The organism is Granulicatella elegans (assembly GCF_020735385.1).
In the GTDB taxonomy this organism is placed as follows: domain Bacteria; phylum Bacillota; class Bacilli; order Lactobacillales; family Aerococcaceae; genus Granulicatella; species Granulicatella elegans_B.
In genome coordinates this window covers 429,013-446,275 of record NZ_CP085953.1, presented here as the reverse complement: position 1 = coordinate 446,275, position 17,263 = coordinate 429,013, and the positions used below count along the sequence as shown (strand labels likewise).

Here is a 17,263-nt window from a genome sequence, read left to right as displayed (position 1 = left end):
TTATGGAGGTATTAATGAAATTAGTAATAGCAGAAAAGCCAAGCGTAGCAGTTACAATTGCAAAAGTAATTGGAGCAAGAACAAGAAAAAACGGATATTATGAGGGGAATGGATACATTGTTTCTTGGTGTGTCGGTCATTTAATTCAAATGGCAAGTCCAGAAAGACACGACGAAAAATGGAAGAAATGGACAATAGAAAATCTTCCTATAATTCCAGAAGAATATATTTATGAAGTATCTAAAAGCACTAAAAAACAATATGGAGTTTTAAAGAAACTTTTAAACGATAAGAATATCGACACAGTTATAAATGCTTGTGATGCTGGAAGAGAGGGAGAACTTATTTTTAGGCTTGTATATAATCAAGCTAAATGTAAGAAGAAAATTCAAAGACTTTGGATATCTTCAATGGAAAACAAAGCTATTGAAGATGGTTTTAGAAATCTTAAAGACGGAGAAAAATTTGAAGACTTATATGGATCGGCAAGTGCAAGAGCTATTGCAGATTGGCTGGTAGGAATGAATTTAAGTAGGCTTTATTCTTGCATTTACAAGGAAACATATTCAGTTGGTAGAGTACAAACACCAACTCTATATTTAATAGCTAAAAGGGATAGTGAAATAAATCTATTTAAGAAGCAAAAATATTATACAGTTGACCTATCTTATAAAGGATTGAAACTTGTATCAGATAGGATTGATAAAATCGAAGTGGCAGAGCAACTTTTAAACTTGATAGAAGATGAAATAGTTATTACAGAGGTAGAGGATAAAGAAATAAGCACAAAACCAGATAAGCCTTATGATCTCACTACCTTACAGAGAGAAGCAAATAAATATTTTGGATATTCAGCAAATGACACTTTAAATATGGCACAAGGTCTGTATGAAAAAAAGCTAATCACATACCCAAGAACAGATAGCAGGTATTTAACCGATGATATGGTTACTACTATGAAAGAATTATTAGAAGGACTTGAAGAAGGTTTTAAAATCAACGAATCAAACTTTAAGTCTATTTTTAATTCATCTAAGGTTACAGACCACTATGCGATTATTCCTACTATATCAGGTATTGGAAAAGTTAAAGATTTATCTGATAAAGAAAGCAAAGTCTATAATCTAATTAAGGATAAACTACTTGCTTCATGTTCGGATAACTTAAAGGAATCTAGTAGAAAAATCAGATATGAATATGATAAATTTAACTTCAATGCAAGTGGAAAGACTATAATCGATGAAGGTTATACCAAGTATCTAAAGGCTTATGGAAAAGAAAAGCAAGAAAATGAATTACCAGATGTAAAGACTGGAGATAAAATTAAGCTAACTTCTAAAAATATATCGGAGAAATTTACAAAAGCTCCAAGTCATTATAATGAAGATACACTTTTAAAGGCTATGGAGAATGCAGGGATTGAATCACTGGATAAAGATATAGAAGTGGAGAGAAAAGGCTTAGGAACACCAGCTACAAGAGCAGGAATTATTGAAAATCTTATCCATAAGGACCTTATAAGAAGAGATAAGAAAAATCTACTTGTAACAGAAAAAGGCAATAGACTTGTATCAATTGTAGAGGATAAGTTTAAGTCAGCTAAAACAACATCTGAATGGGAAATGAAACTTGCAAAGATTAGCTCTGGTGAAGTAGATAAAGAAGACTTTTTAAGAGAAATAGAAGATAGTATAAGGGAGCTTGTAGATAGGTACAAGAATAATCTAAATGAATAAGGTAAAAATATTGGAGCTTTTCGGTGGCATAGGTGCTATTAGAAAGGCTTTTATTAATTTAAAGATATCTTATGAAGTAGTTGATTATGTAGAAATAGATAAGGCTTGTGTTAAATCATACAACGCACTTTATGGAGAGGCTTATAAGCCAAAATCAGTAGTAGGATATAAAGCTCCTAATGAGAAGATAGACTTAATTATGCATGGAAGTCCTTGCCAAGACTTTTCAAGAATAGGGAAAAAGCAAGGAGGAGTAAAGAATTCAGGAACTAGATCAAGCTTACTATTTGAAACAATTAGAATAATCAAAGAAATGAAAGATAAACCTAAATGGATAATTTGGGAAAATGTAAAAGGAGTCCTTGATAGAAATATGAGGGACTCCTTGTTTATTTATCTAAAGGAGTTAGAAGACCTTGGATATGAAAGTAAGTATGAAATTTTAAATGCAATGGACTTTGGGATACCTCAAAAAAGGGAGAGGATATTTGTTGTTTCATGTCTAGGAGCAAATAACTTTTCTTTTAATAAATTGGAGAGGAAAGAAACTAGACCACTAAGTGAATTTTTAGAAAAGGATGTAAGTGAACTTTATATAATGACCCAACCCTATATGCTGAAATTTTTAAATAAAAGCATAGATAACAGTTTTAGAGGGCGACTCAAAGTGATTAAAGATTTTTCTTATACTATTTCTACAAAACAAATGAGAGTACCTAATTCTGGAATAATAGATATTGGAAATGGTAGGTATAGGTATTTAACAGAAAGAGAATGCCTAAGACTCATGGGTTTTGATGATAGTGATATAGACAAATTAGAGGAAGTGCATTCAAGAAGAAAAAATTGCACTTCAAGCAAACTATATAAGCAGGCCGGCAATTCTATTGTGGTTGATGTTTTAATGTGCATTATTAGTTCAATAATGCATGTTAGTGCAAACTTATTATTGTGAATGATATAATAAAATAAAAGACAGGAGGATATGATATGGATATTCTAGAATGTAAATTAAAGAATTGTTATGGAATAGATGAGTTTAACCATGAATTTGATTTTACAAATACAAATGTGATTACAGTATATGCAAAAAATGGATTGATGAAAACTTCTTTTGCAAAAACTTTTAAGAAAATTCAAGATGGTAAAGCTGACGAAATACGTGATGAAATATTCGATATAAAAGCAGAAGTTAATGTGAGCATAGATGGACAAGATATAAGAAAAGAGCAAGTGTTTGTAATAAAAAGCTTTGAGAATTATTATGAATCTAGTAGTGTAGCAGATTTATTAGTAGACGAAAAAACAAAAAAATCTATCACAACTTTATTAAAGCAAAAAAATAATTTTTTAAAAAAGTTAGTGCAATATTCAGGATTAAAAATTGAAAAAACACAACAAGGAAGAAAAATTTATGAATTAGAGCCTACAGTAGTTTCTGACATGAATTTAAGTGAAAAAAGTTTTTTATTAAGCTTGAAAGAATTATGTGAAGCTGAAAATAAAACGTATTTACCTAATGTTAAATACTCTACAATTTTTGATGATAGTGTAATTAAAAAAATAAAAGACAGTAGTTTTCAAAATAAAATAAAAGAGTTTTGTGAAGCTGCTGAAACTATATACAGTAGTTATACTTTTTTTGAAAAAGGTCAATTCACATTTCCAAAATTGAAGAATGTTGCAAAAAATTTAGATTCAGATAATTTTTTTGTAAGAGATAATAAACTTAATTTAAATAATAGCATAGTAATTGGTAATAATGATGAACTACAAGAGAAAATATATGAAATAGAGGGGAAAATTAAAGATATTCCAGAATTTCAACAGATAGAAAAGTTACTAAGTGATACAAAAGGCATATTATTAAGAGATACAATAGAAAACAATCCTGAACTAATAGAGTTTTTGAAAATAGAAAATTTAGATAATTTAAAAAAAGAATTATGGACTTCATATATAAAGAAAGAAAAGAAATCTTTTGATGATTTATTAGAGATATATAAAGAATTAGAGGAGAATATTAAAAATCTCAATATAGACAATACATTGTGGAATCGTTCTTTAGAAATATTTGAAGATAGGTTCACTGTTCCATATAAGATGAAAATATCAAATTTAAAGGGAGCGATAATAGGAGAAAACCTACCACGTGTGGAGTTTATATTTGAAAAGGGTGAAAATCAAGCAAGTTTAGATAGATCAAATTTAGAAAAATTAGACGTGTTAAGTCAAGGAGAGAAAAGATCTTTATATTTGTTAAATATAATATTTGACATAGAAAAAATAAAAAAAGAAAGCAATGAAGTCCTATTTATAGTAGACGATATAGCAGATTCTTTTGATTATAAAAATAAGTATGCTATTGTAGAATATTTGTATGAAATGGCAACAATTGATAATTTTAGAATGATAATTTTATCTCATAATTTTGATTTTTATAGAACAATTTCTTCTAGACTAAATGTACCTCGTACATCTAGATTTATCGTTGAAAACAAACAAGATTTAAATTTGATAGAAGAGAAATATCAAAAACAACCTTTTATAACATGGAAAACTAAACCAGATAAATATTCCTTATTTGCACTTATACCATTTGTTAGGAATCTAATTGAATATAGTTTTGATAAATCTGTTAATGATTCAAATTATTATGATAGCGATTATGAGCTATTAACTAATTTACTACACAAAAAAGAAAATTCAGGAACTATTAATTTTAAAACTTTAGGGAAAGTATATAAAGAATATATAGGGAGATTTGATATACCAAGTGAGTTTAAAGAGGATGATCTGGTTATAGAAAAGCTTTATGAAACTACTGAAAACTTAACTAGTAACTTAAATTTGCTCGAGCATAAAGTTTTATTATCAATGGCTTGTAGACTTAAAGCTGAGGAAATAATGTTAGATAAAATTAATAATTATAATGGTATGCTAAATTGGAAAGTGAAAAATAATTTGAAAACAGGAGATAAAGCGGAATTTCTGAATCATGTAGATAAAACTAATAATATGACCAGGGTATTATTTGATGCATATAAGCAGATTGCGAATGAAGAACAAATTAATATAGTTAATGAAGTTAATATAATGACTCCAGAAAATATTCATATAAACTCTTTTATGTATGAGCCTATAATGGATATGGATATTAACGAATTATTGAACTTATATGGAAAACTTAAAGAATTAATATAGGTCATTTAATTATATTACATTATAGACGGTAGATTATTTAAAATCTATCGTCTTTTTTATTACTCAAAAAAGGAGGTAGGAAATGCAAGTAAATGATTTTAAGAATATACAAGAAGCTATAAAGTATGAAGTGTTACAAGATGAAAAAGAATATTTAAAACTCTTAAAAGTTATAGGTAATAATCAGAAATATGATTTTTCAAGCCAATTAAGTATATATAACAAGGAACCTGAAGCTAGAGCTTGTGCGACTTTTGATATGTGGAAGAAATATTTTGGTCGAGTTGTTATGAGAGGTCAAAAGGGTATTCCAATTTTAGTTGGAAGTGATGTAAATCAAAGAATTTCATATATCTTTGATATAAGTCAGACCACATCAATGGATAGGAATATTAATGAGGTTAAATTATGGCAGTTTGATTACGAAAATCATAACGAGGCTTTAAAAGAAATAATAAGAGATTCTTCATTTGAAGCTAGTGATTCACTTAATAAAAATATATTTTCTTTGAGCCGAATTTATGGAGATGAATACATTAACTTGGCTCTTGCTGATTTAAGGATAGATATAGTGGATAGACTGAGTTTTGAAAAGTTTATGAGGGACTCAATATCCTATGCGGTAGCTAATAGGTTTAATACAGTCTATCCTATGGATATGGAAAATTTAAAAAATAATTTTTCTAGGATTAATACAATTTCTTTAGAACAGATAGGTCTTGTAATATCAAGAGTTAGCGAAGATATTATAGATAGCACAATAGAAAAATCTAAGGAAATGGATCGAGCTAGGCTGCTGACAGAAAGGGCCGCTGCCGACTATAATAGAGATATAGAAAATATAAATGAAGATAGAGGAGGTCAAGATGATTTATATAGACGAGATGATAGGTCAAGAAGTAGAGATGGACGAGTTTTCACAGATGGAAGCGACAGAAGAAATAGCAATGAAGATCGAAGAGAAAACCTTGGACATGATGGAGAAGGATCTGGAATTTATGGAGAGATTTCCGAATCCAACATACGCAGTTCTAAGACTGTCTTACCTGGTAGGGAGCGAAGACATGGAGAACTGGAAGAAACTTCAGAAAATGTACGAGGAGAAAACACTTTTGAACCACCTGAAGGAAATTCAGAATCAGGCAGTGGACTTTATCAAGAGAGAGAAAGTCAAGATGATGAAAGCACAAGGATTGACAGAGAAAATGATGAGAGGGAATCCAGAGGAATACCAAGGACAGATGAACAACTTGATGGCAACAGTGAAGAAAATGGCAATCAAGGAATACGTGGAAGCTTAGAAAATGAAATAAGTCCAGAAAAGGAAGCTGATGAAGCTTCTTTTTTTGATGGCAAAAACACTGAAAATAGAAAAGATTACTGGATTGTAGAATTTAATGAAAATCACGAATTAGTTCCCGATTATAGTGGGCAGATAGTAACTAAAGACTTAATCAATATCCTAAGACAAAAGGATATTGATATTAAAGACCATAATCAAACTCATGGAGAAAATGAATTTGGAGAAATGACTGATGATTATATCGGATATTTCAAATTCTATTTTGATCACTATGTAGACGGCGAAGTTGTCGAACATTATAGAATTGACCTTGGAGATGGTGAAGAAGTTAAGGAAAAGATAGAGCCTAAGTTTAAGATAGGTGATCAGGTTAGATATAAAGATAAGGACTTTACCATTACAGATTTTGATGAACTAAGTGGAGGACTTAAAACTGTAACCATTAGAGATAATATGGAGTATATGGGAGGTATGATTAGGGGTTCGGAAGTAATTCCATATAGAAACGATTCATACCTTGAAGAAATCTTTGAAAATCTAACTCAAACATCAGAAAAATTAGCAGTAAAGGTTGGAAAAGAATTTATTTTAGAAGATAAGAATACCTTTGATGGAATTAACTTAATTGAAGCTGGAACTAAGGTAGAAGTTAATGGGGAAGAATTCCCTTTATATAAAGGTGAAACATTTGAAGAAAGTAGAAAGATTGATGACCTTTTAGATAGTGGAAATTATGAGATATACAAATTATCTGAGCATGAAAAACAAATTGAAAGACAAGTAGAGCAAGAAAGCTTTATAGATAACCACAATCTTGAAATTGACCAAATGATGGATAGATACAATGTTCCAAGAGAAGCAGCCGAAAACTTATTGAGGGGTAAAGAGGATTTAAAAAATCTAGGCTATGAACCTAATAAGGAAAGGCTAAGTTTTGCTAGAAATTATGACTTGAAAAATCATATCTACTCAGAATACCTAACACCATCAGAAAAGCTAGATAAAAATATAAAAGCTATTAAGATGCTCAAAAGACTTGAAAATGAAAATAGGAGTCCAAGAGAGTATGAACAAGCCTATCTTGCTGATTATCTAGGATGGGGTGGTCTTGCCGATGTCTTTGATGAAGAAAAGGGAGGACAATGGCTTGAAGCAAGAAATATTTTAAAAGAAAATCTAACAAATGATGAGTATTTGAATGCTAAAGAGTCTACTCTAACATCATTTTATACACCTAGAGAGGTAATGGATGGAATATATAAGACCATAACAGATATGGGTTTTAAGACTGGGAATATCCTTGAACCATCTGCAGGAGTCGGTAATTTTATTGGAAGTATGCCAAGTGAAATACAAAGCTCTAAAGTCTATGGAGTAGAAAAAGATAGTCTAAGCGGAAGAATAGCAAGAGAACTTTATCCTGAAGCTAATATTCAAATTAAAGGTTTTGAAGAAACAAACTTCTCAAATAATTTCTTTGACTTGGTAATAGGAAATGTTCCCTTTGGAGATTTTAAAGTTAACGATCGTGAATATAACAGAAATAACTTTCTGATTCACGATTATTTTTTTGCAAAGTCAATAGATAAGGTTAGGAATGGAGGAATTATTGCCTTCATAACTTCATCTGGAACTATGGATAAAAAAGATGAATCTGTTAGAAAATATATTAATGCAAGATGTGAGTTTTTAGGAGCTATGAGGCTTCCTAATACAATATTTAAAGGACTTGCTGGTACAGAAGTTACTTCAGATATTATTTTTCTAAAGAAGAGAGATTCAGTTATAGAAAGAGATGATGATTGGATTCATCTAGCAACTGATAAAAAGGGTTTGACTTATAATAAATACTTTGTAGATAATCCTCAGATGGTATTAGGGAATATGAAAGAAGTATCTGGCAGATTTGGCAATACTATTACTTGTGATGAAAAAGAAGATGAAAAGTTAAAAGACTTAATGGATATTGCAAGTAAGGAAATATCTTCAAATTCAAAATATGAAGAGGTCGAACTATTGGAAGATGAAGAATTAAGTCTTCCAGCAACAGATGATGTTAAGAATTTTTCTTACACTATTATTGATGAAGAGGTCTACCTAAGAGAAAACTCAGTCTTAATCAAGCAGAATATATCAGATAAAAATAAAGAAAAGATAAAAGATTATCTTGATGTAATGAATGCTTTAAAAGATGTAATAGAAAAACAAAAGGACTATTTTTCAGACGATGAAATAAAAGAGTCACAAGCAAAGTTAAATGAAGTCTATGATAACTTTTCAAAGAAACATGGCTTTATTAACTCCTTATCAAATACTAGAGCCTTAAAGGAAGACTCAAACTTTCCTTTGGTTTCATCAATAGAAATACTTGATGATGAGGATAATTTCAAAGCTAAGAGTGATATATTCTCAAAAAGAACAATAACAAAGGCAAAGGTAGTAGATCATGTAGATACTTCCCTTGAAGCCTTAGTCTTATCAGTTTCACAAAAAGGATATGTAGACTTTGAATATATGGAATCTATAACAAGTAAAGATAGGAACACCTTAATTGGTGAGCTTGAGGGCGAGATATTTTTAGATATTAAGGATACAGACCTAATAAATAACAGAATGCCCTTTGAAAACTTTAACAATGACGATCCATTTCATTTTTCATATGTATCGGCTGATGAGTATTTAAGTGGCAATATTAGAGAAAAGATTGGTTATCTCAATTCATATATCGGAGAAATTGAAAATGTAATAGATTTAGCACCTTCTGAAAAGAAAGACACATTATTAAACGAGTTAGGCAAACTCAAATATCAAAGAGAAAAATTACAAGAAGTTATGCCTGAAGAACTAACTGCTTCTGATATAAATGTAAGGTTAGGAGCAACCTGGATACCTCAAAAAGATATAGAAGACTTTACTTTTAACCTTTTAAAAACGCCAGGTTATGATAGGTGGAATATAAATGTTAGGTTCTCACCACATACAAGTGAATGGAACATTGAAGGTAAAAGTGTTGACTCAACTAATGACCTTGCTAACATGACTTATGGTACAAGTAGGGTAAATGCCTATAAGCTAATTGAAAATGCCCTTAACCTAAAAGATACAAAGGTATTTGATCAAGTAATAAATGATGATGGGTCTAAGACTTCTGTATTGAATAAAAAAGAAACTATGCTTGCAAGTCAAAAGCAGGAATTGATTAAAGAGGAATTTAAGAATTGGATATTTGAAGATCCTGATAGAAGATATAGGCTAGAAAAGATTTATAATGAAAAGTTCAATTCAATTAGAAATAGAGAATTTGATGGCTCTAACTTAACATTTGATGGAATGAATACTGAAATAAGACTTCGAGAACATCAAAAAAATGCCATAGCAAGGACTCTTTATGGTGGAAACACACTGCTTGCCCATGTAGTAGGAGCAGGAAAAACTTTTGAAATGGTAGCTTCTGCTATGGAATCTAAAAAGTTGGGACTTGCAAGTAAGTCATTATTTGTAGTTCCTAACCACCTAACCACTCAAATTGGTAGAGAGTTTATGCAGTTATATCCGTCAGCAAATATTATGGTGGCCGATAAAAAAGACTTTCAACCAAAAAATAGGAAAAGATTTATTGGTAGGATTGCAACGGGAGAATATGATGCAGTCATCATAGGACACTCTCAATTTGAAAAAATACCAATGTCTAAGGAATACCAGGTTAGACATATACAAGACCAAATAGATGATATAGTTTCCTTTATTGATGAGAATAAAAGAAATAGAGGGGAAAATTTTACAGTAAAACAACTGGAAAAGACAAAGAAGAAATTCTTGGTAAGACTGGAAAAACTAAATGATGACTTTAAAAAAGATGATGTAATAACCTTTGAAGAACTAGGAGTAGATAAGTTATTTATAGACGAAGCTCATAATTACAAAAACTTATTCTTGCATACCAAGATGAGGAATGTTGCGGGTATCGGTCAGAGTGAAGCCTTTAAGTCTTCAGATATGTATATGAAATGTAGGTATATGGATGAAATGACAGATGGAAAGGGAGTTGTTTTTGCTACTGGTACACCAATATCAAATTCAATGACAGAGCTTTATACCATGCAAAGATACCTTCAGTATGACGATTTAAAGGCAAGAGGATTAGAACATTTTGACGCTTGGGCTTCTACTTTTGGAGAAACAGAAAACACCTTTGAATTATCTCCAGAAGGCACTGGTTATAGGCAAAAGACAAGATTTTCAAAGTTTTATAACTTGCCAGAGTTGATGAGCATGTTTAAAGAAGTAGCAGATATAAAGACTTCAGATATGTTAAATTTGCCAGTACCAGAAGCAAACTTCGAAGTTATTAAAACAAAACCTACTGAGGAACAAAAAGAAATATTAGAAGCTATTTCAGAAAGAGCTGATGCGGTTAGAAATAACCAAGTCGAGCCTACAGAAGATAACATGCTAAAGATTACAAATGATGGTAAAAAACTTGCCCTTGACCAAAGATTAATAAACCCACTACTTCCAGATGATCCTAATTCGAAGGTAAATGTATGTGTAAAAAATATCTTTTCAATCTGGGATAAGACAAAAGAAAATTCATCGACCCAATTAGTATTTTCAGATATGTCTACACCAAAAGGAGATGGAGAATTTAATATCTATGATGATATTAGAAATAAGCTAGTGAATATGGGAATACCTAAAGAAGAAATAGCCTTTATCCACGAAGCAGATACAGACAAACAAAAAGATGAATTGTTCTCTAAGGTAAGAAGAGGAGAAGTAAGAGTCTTATTAGGTTCTACTCAAAAAATGGGAGCAGGTACAAATGTACAAAATAAACTAATAGCCTTACACGATTTAGACGTCCCATGGAGACCGTCTGACCTAGAGCAAAGAAGTGGTAGAATTGTTCGTCAAGGTAATGAAAATGATAAAGTCAATATCTTTAGATATGTAACAGAAAATACCTTTGATTCTTATTTGTGGCAGACGATAGAGAATAAGCAAAAATTCATTTCTCAAATTATGACTTCAAAAACTCCAGTAAGAGTTGCAGAAGATGTTGATGAAGCAAGTCTATCTTATTCAGAAATTAAGGCTTTAGCCACTGGCAATCCTCTAATTAAAGAAAAAATGGATTTAGATAACGAAGTTACAAAGCTAAAAATGCTGGAAGCAAACTATAAATCTAATAAATATAAGCTTGAAGATAAGGTAAATAAATTTTATCCTCAAAGTATTTTAAAAACTGAAATGGAAATACAAGCAGTTAAAGAAGATATTGCAAGTGTTGAGAAATTAGGAGAAGGAGATAGTAAATTCACTTCAATCAGTCTTGGTGCAAATAAAATTTTAGATAAGAAAGAAGCTGGAGAGAAGCTATTAGAAGAAATAAAAAAGGTAAAGATAAATGATAGCAAGGTTATTGGTAAATATAGAAATTTAGACTTACAAGTTTCATATAACTTTATGACTAATACTCATACTTTTAAACTCCTAGGAAAAGCAGAATACTTTGGAGAGTTTTCAAACTCTACTGATGGCAATATAACAAGACTTGATAATGCTATTGAAAAAATGCCTGCAAGGCTTGGAAGATTAAATCAAAACCTTGAAAACTATAAAGAATCTTTAGAAAATGCCAAAGTAGAATTGACCAAACCATTTGAAAAAGCAGATGAGTTAAGGGATAAGACACTAAGATTAGCTGAAATTAATAAACTTTTAGATATGGGAGAAGTAGAAGAATTAGAAAACCAATCACCATTATTAGAAGATTTAAAGAGGGCGATAGTTGATTATTCTAACTACGAGTTCTCAGAATCTAATAGCTATGAAGACTTTGACAAATTATACCCTGATTTAAGCCATATAGGACTTGCCTATACAGAAACACCTGATGGTAAGCACACGATTCAATATGAGGTAAATTTAGAAGAAAAAACATGGACTCAGTATGTAGATAATGTAGCTATTAGAACAGAATCTTTTGTAGAAGAAGATATATCTAATTCACAAGCTATTAAAGATATGACTGAAGCCATAAAGATGTCAAGTTTTGACGATCTGGTATCAGTAGATGAAGAAGATTTAAAACAAGCCCTAGGTTTAGAAATAGATGATGATGGAAACTTCTATGATCCACTAGCAAAAGATCTTGATAATGATGGAATACCAGATAGGTATGACAATGATTTTAAAGATAGTGATTACTTTGAATCAACCTATGATGTAGAGGATAATCTTCAGGCAAGGGAAGAGAAACCATCTATATTGGGACAAATATCAAAATTCAAATCGGAAGAAGAAAAAGATAAAAATCAAGAAAAAAACGAAAAAGCACAAGAAAGATAGAGGAGGGCGAAAGGCTCTCCTTATTTAGTACAAGGAGGAAATTATGGAATACAAAGATATTAGAGAAAACTTAGAAGAAATGATGAATGATAATTACAAGGATTTTATAAAAGCACTTGTGAGCATAGAAAAAGGCGTTACTGATGAAAAGGCACTTGAAGAAGTCTATGTTTTATTTATGATCAAAGACACAACAGGTCTATTAAATGATGACTTTGACTATATGATTGATGATATGAAAGAACAAGGGAAGATTGTTGGAAATACCAATGAACTTGAAGAAAAAGATGATCTTATAAATCTCGTGGGTAATATAGCAGGTCAAGTAGAAAATCTTGAAAGAGAAAATGCTAGTGGAGAAAAGTTCAAGGTAAGTAACTTTTCAATTGTTTCAAAAGATGACGGTGGGAATAAAATTTATACCAATTGTTCAGCCTATGGAGATAAGACAAAAGATTTAGAGAACCTAAAACAAGGAGATTTTGTTAAAATATTTGGACAAGTAAAAACAAGTATTGATAACAACGGAAAGGAACATAAGAATGTCCGTATTTTGTCCTCTAAGCTCTTAAAATCAAAAGAACAAGTAAAGAGTCAAGATAAAGATAAAAAGTCCATATTAGGGCAAATAAAAAGCTTTAAGACAGATGACAAAACTAAGTCAACTAAGAAAGACCATAGCAAAGATACAGAGAGATAAATATCGGCAGTCTTCGGACTGCCTTTATTTTTTTGTATTTGTGTTTTAGAAAAGTGAATAATATTATGAAAAAAGTGAAGATTTATGCTATAATATAATTGATACAGAATTCATGAATGGAGAGATAGTCATGTTAAAAATCAGCTATAAAAAGCTATTTAAAAAAATGATTGACCTAGATTTAAATAACACAGAATTAATGGAAAAAACAAATATTAGTAGAAGTACATTTTATAAAATGAAAAATGGGGAGAATATTACAACTGACGTATTGTTAAGAATATGTGAAGGATTAAATTGTAATCTTTGCGAAATTATGGAGTTAGTTAAAGATGAAAATGATTGATTATGTTTTAGATAAGACAAATGAATATATTAAGATCGCATCTAAAGAAACTTGAAAAAGAATAGGACAGTTTTTTACGAGTAAAGAAACAGCAAAATTTATGGCATCTTTAATTGAGTTAAATATTAAAAGAGATGAAATATCTATTCTTGATCCAGGAGCTGGCTCTGGAATCCTTTCTGCGGCACTAATTCAGAGAATTATTGATAGTAAACTTATAAAAAAGATAAATTTAACATGTTATGAAACAGATGAAGATATTGTAAATTTGCTGGAAGCTAATTTATATTGGATAAAGGAAAATTCAAATGAATGAAGATAAGTTTTTAGGACCGAGAAAATAAGGGGAGGTGTTTATTATTAAAGGTGAAGTATCTAAAAAAGATTTGATTAGAGAAATTGAAAAAGCCATTAAAAGTGATGAATTGGGAGCATTCATTGGAGCGGGACTATCAATTCCTGCTGGATTTTGTAGTTGGAAAGAACTTCTAAGAGAGCCTGCAAAAGAAATTGGGTTAAATGTTGAAAAAGAAAATGATTTGGTTAGCTTAGCTCAGTATTATGCTAATTCAAAGAAGAGAACATCAATAGATGACTTGATCAAAGTGCAATTTTCTCAATTACTAAAACCTACTGATAATCATAAACTATTATCACAGTTACCGATTTCCACTTTTTGGACGACTAATTATGATAAGTTAATTGAAAAAGCTTTAGAAGATAATATGAAAAAGCCTTATGTAAAAACAACAGATGAGCAATTAAGAGGCACAAATCATGATTTTGATGCAATCGTTTATAAACTACACGGAGATGTAGAAACTCCTGAAGATGCAGTACTTACAAGAAGTGATTATGAAGAATTTGGATATAACAAAAGAAAGTTATTCAGAGAAGTTTTAGAGGGAGATTTGCTTACCAAGACATTTCTATTTTTAGGATTTAGTTTTGAAGATCCAAACTTTAACTATGTAATTGGAAGATTGAGGGTATTGCTCGATGAAAAGAATACAAGAAAACATTACTGTATTATGAAAAGGATCCAAGATACCGATGAGGATTATGAATACAAAAAAGCAAGACAGGAGCTACAAATTGAAGATCTAAATAGATATGGTATTTTTACATATTTAGTAGATAAATATGATGAAATCACTGAAATATTAAGTACTCTTGTTGATAGATTTAGAAGGAAAACAATATTTATATCGGGTAGTGCGTACTCCTATTCGACTTATTCTCAGGAAACTGGAGAAAATTTTATTCATAAACTATCTTTTGAACTATCAAAAAATGGTTATCATATTGTGAATGGATATGGTAAAGGTGTCGGTGATTTTGTATTAAATGGAGTTGCAGATTATTGTTTGACTCATAAGTCCAAAATAAATGATTTTTTAACGCTTATGCCTTTTCCTCAAAATAGTTCATTAGGTATTGATTTAGATAAGCTATATAAAGAAAATAGAGAGCAGATGATTGAAAATTGTGGCATCGCTATATTCATTTTTGGAAACAAAAAAACAGAAGATATTGCACATGGAGTGATGGATGAATTTGAGTTATGTAAAAAACATGGATTAGTATGTTTGCCTATTGAATATACTGGCGGGGCAGCCAAAGAAATATTTAAACAAACAACTCAAGAAATTTTAGACAAACATATAATAAGTGCAATTGAACAGGCAAATAAACAAAGCAATGGCGATATAGATATGTCTATTAAAAACATAGTACAAGCAGTTAAAATATTAAATAAGGAGGAGTTTTAAATGGCAAAAAGACAGGTGTTTTTTAGCTTTCATTACGACAATGATAATTGGAGGGCAGGACAGGTTCGCAACATGGGGAAAGTAGACAGTAGCTCTACCTTTTCAGATAATGACTGGGAGGAAGTAAAAGAAAAAACTGAAAGTAAAATTAAAGAATGGATTGATGAACAGCTAAACAAGCGTTCATGTTTAGTTGTTTTGATTGGAGAAAAAACAGCAAATAGAAAATGGATAAATTATGAAATAAAAAAAGCATACGAGTTAAACAAAGGTATTGTTGGAATTTATATCCACAAGTTGGAGAATGCATTGGGAGAGCAAGATGATAAGGGCAACAATCCTTTTGATTATTTAACATTAGAAGGTGAAAAACTGTCAAAGTATGTTAAATGTTTTGATTCTGTATACTTATCAAGCAAAAATGTTTATAGCGATATTAAAGATAATATTGAAGATTTAATTGAGTATGGAATAGAACATAAACCATCAACTTTGTAATAAATGATGATGGAGAGAAGCTACCTCTCCACCTCCTTCCCATAATAATTTTCATAGTTTTTCCTATACTGAACAAGGTCAGAAAATTGTTCTTTATTCAAAGAATACTCTTGCATAAGGGTGTTCTTTTTTTCTTGCAATTTATCGAGTTTGGATAGTATTTCTTTTGTCTTTGGTAGCTTATTATAATTTTCTAAGATTTCTTTTGCGGCTATTTTATATACGGAAAGTTCGCTATAATATTCTTCTGCAAATTGTTTGTCATCAGGATTTTTCTTATGGTATTTATAGATTTCACGATACTTATTTATAGTATTTATATTTTCCATATCTTGATATAAACTCTTCATTTCAGTTTCAATCTTCTTTATTTTATCTAATAAGTCTTGTCTATCATCAGCAGATTTTTTGATTAGATCATCGAGCTGAGTGATTGAATTAATTCCTTGTTCTCTTAATTTAATTATTGAATCAGCCATTGTTTTGATATTATGTTTTCTTGCCCAGACTTCGTAACCTTTAGAGGATTGTACTTTTTCATTAGTAGATATATCAATAACATTTCCTACACGTTTTTTAATAGGATTAGCTTTGTTCATAATAGCTAAATCTATTCTTTCTTTAATTTTATCTTCAGTATAATCTTCTCCGATAGTCTTTGCTCTTGTAAATCTTTGCTTATCTTTATGACGAAAAGCAATATGTTTACCAAACTTAATTTCATAATCAAGAGATTTCATATTTTCTAAAAACTCTTTCCACGAGTTAGACTTATTAATCATTCTATCTATATCAAATTGCAGTTTAGACTTCCAAGAATTTCCTTTCTTTTTTTGGTCATATTCGTACCAAGACTTACTAGCAGTTTTATATTTTCTTTTGTAAGCTTCATAATTTTCATCAATAACTGAAAGCTTATTTTCTTTACATAATTCGTCACTTTGATACCTGATTTTGTGGTAAGTTTTTTTGTTAGATTGGTAGCATTTACCAGTCTTATAATTAACATTATTAAAAATAATATGGTTATGGATATGCCCTCTATCTATATGAGTTGCAAGAACAAATTCATAATCTTCTTTTAAAATTTTCTTACATAATTCCATTCCAATTTCATTAGCTTTTATAGGATCAACCTCTCCTGGTAGAAAAGATTGAATTAAATGTCTAGCCAAAACTGTACCTTTAGTATCATTGTCTTCTCGTGTTTTCATAAATTGAATGTGTGCAGTAGATGGATGACATTTGAATGAAGATACCAAGATTTTTTCATCAGTTTTTTCACTCTTAGTTATATAGTCTATTGCCAAATTTAGAGTTGATTTTATAGGATGTATTTTCGTAATTGCCATA

At 30.3% G+C, this 17,263-nt stretch carries 10 protein-coding genes; 9 read left to right on the top strand and 1 reads right to left on the bottom strand.

Annotation, left to right across the window (positions count from 1 at the left end; all coding sequences use genetic code 11):
- Window positions 1-14 precede the first annotated feature (14 nt).
- From LK443_RS02265 to LK443_RS02220, 9 genes are all read left to right on the top strand, one after another.
- Window positions 15-1,736 (top strand): DNA topoisomerase 3, encoded by a 1,722-nt coding sequence (locus LK443_RS02265; RefSeq protein WP_012290743.1) that lies wholly within the window; start codon window positions 15-17, stop codon window positions 1,734-1,736.
- Window positions 1,729-2,691, top strand: a complete 963-nt coding sequence (locus tag LK443_RS02260; protein ID WP_227931963.1) for a DNA cytosine methyltransferase — start codon at window positions 1,729-1,731, stop codon at window positions 2,689-2,691. The genes LK443_RS02265 and LK443_RS02260 overlap by 8 nt, the downstream gene beginning before the upstream one ends.
- Window positions 2,692-2,726: 35 nt before the next feature.
- Window positions 2,727-4,940 (top strand): hypothetical protein, encoded by a 2,214-nt coding sequence (locus LK443_RS02255; RefSeq protein ID WP_002836656.1) that lies wholly within the window; start codon window positions 2,727-2,729, stop codon window positions 4,938-4,940.
- 82 nt (window positions 4,941-5,022) lie between these two features.
- The gene (locus LK443_RS09365; RefSeq protein ID WP_265416430.1) at window positions 5,023-12,594 is read left to right on the top strand and encodes a helicase-related protein; all 7,572 of its coding nucleotides are present in this window, start codon (window positions 5,023-5,025) and stop codon (window positions 12,592-12,594) included.
- 43 nt (window positions 12,595-12,637) lie between these two features.
- A complete protein-coding gene (locus LK443_RS02240) occupies window positions 12,638-13,294 on the top strand; it encodes a DNA-binding protein (protein ID WP_227931962.1) in 657 nt (218 codons plus the stop codon).
- 130 nt (window positions 13,295-13,424) lie between these two features.
- A complete protein-coding gene (locus tag LK443_RS02235; RefSeq protein WP_005399336.1) occupies window positions 13,425-13,640 on the top strand; it encodes a helix-turn-helix domain-containing protein in 216 nt (71 codons plus the stop codon).
- 100 nt (window positions 13,641-13,740) lie between these two features.
- A complete protein-coding gene (locus LK443_RS02230) occupies window positions 13,741-13,956 on the top strand; it encodes a hypothetical protein (protein WP_002836650.1) in 216 nt (71 codons plus the stop codon).
- Between the two features lie 34 nt (window positions 13,957-13,990).
- Complete coding sequence (locus LK443_RS02225; protein WP_002836649.1) at window positions 13,991-15,412, top strand: SIR2 family protein; 1,422 nt, start codon at window positions 13,991-13,993, stop codon at window positions 15,410-15,412.
- Complete coding sequence (locus LK443_RS02220; protein ID WP_002836648.1) at window positions 15,413-15,910, top strand: TIR domain-containing protein; 498 nt, start codon at window positions 15,413-15,415, stop codon at window positions 15,908-15,910. It abuts the gene before it with no gap.
- A 20-nt stretch (window positions 15,911-15,930) separates the two neighbouring features.
- On the opposite strand, the gene LK443_RS02215 is transcribed toward LK443_RS02220, so the two are convergent.
- The gene (locus LK443_RS02215) at window positions 15,931-17,262 is read right to left on the bottom strand and encodes a relaxase/mobilization nuclease domain-containing protein (protein WP_227931961.1); all 1,332 of its coding nucleotides are present in this window, start codon (window positions 17,260-17,262) and stop codon (window positions 15,931-15,933) included.
- Window position 17,263: the final 1 nt, after the last annotated feature.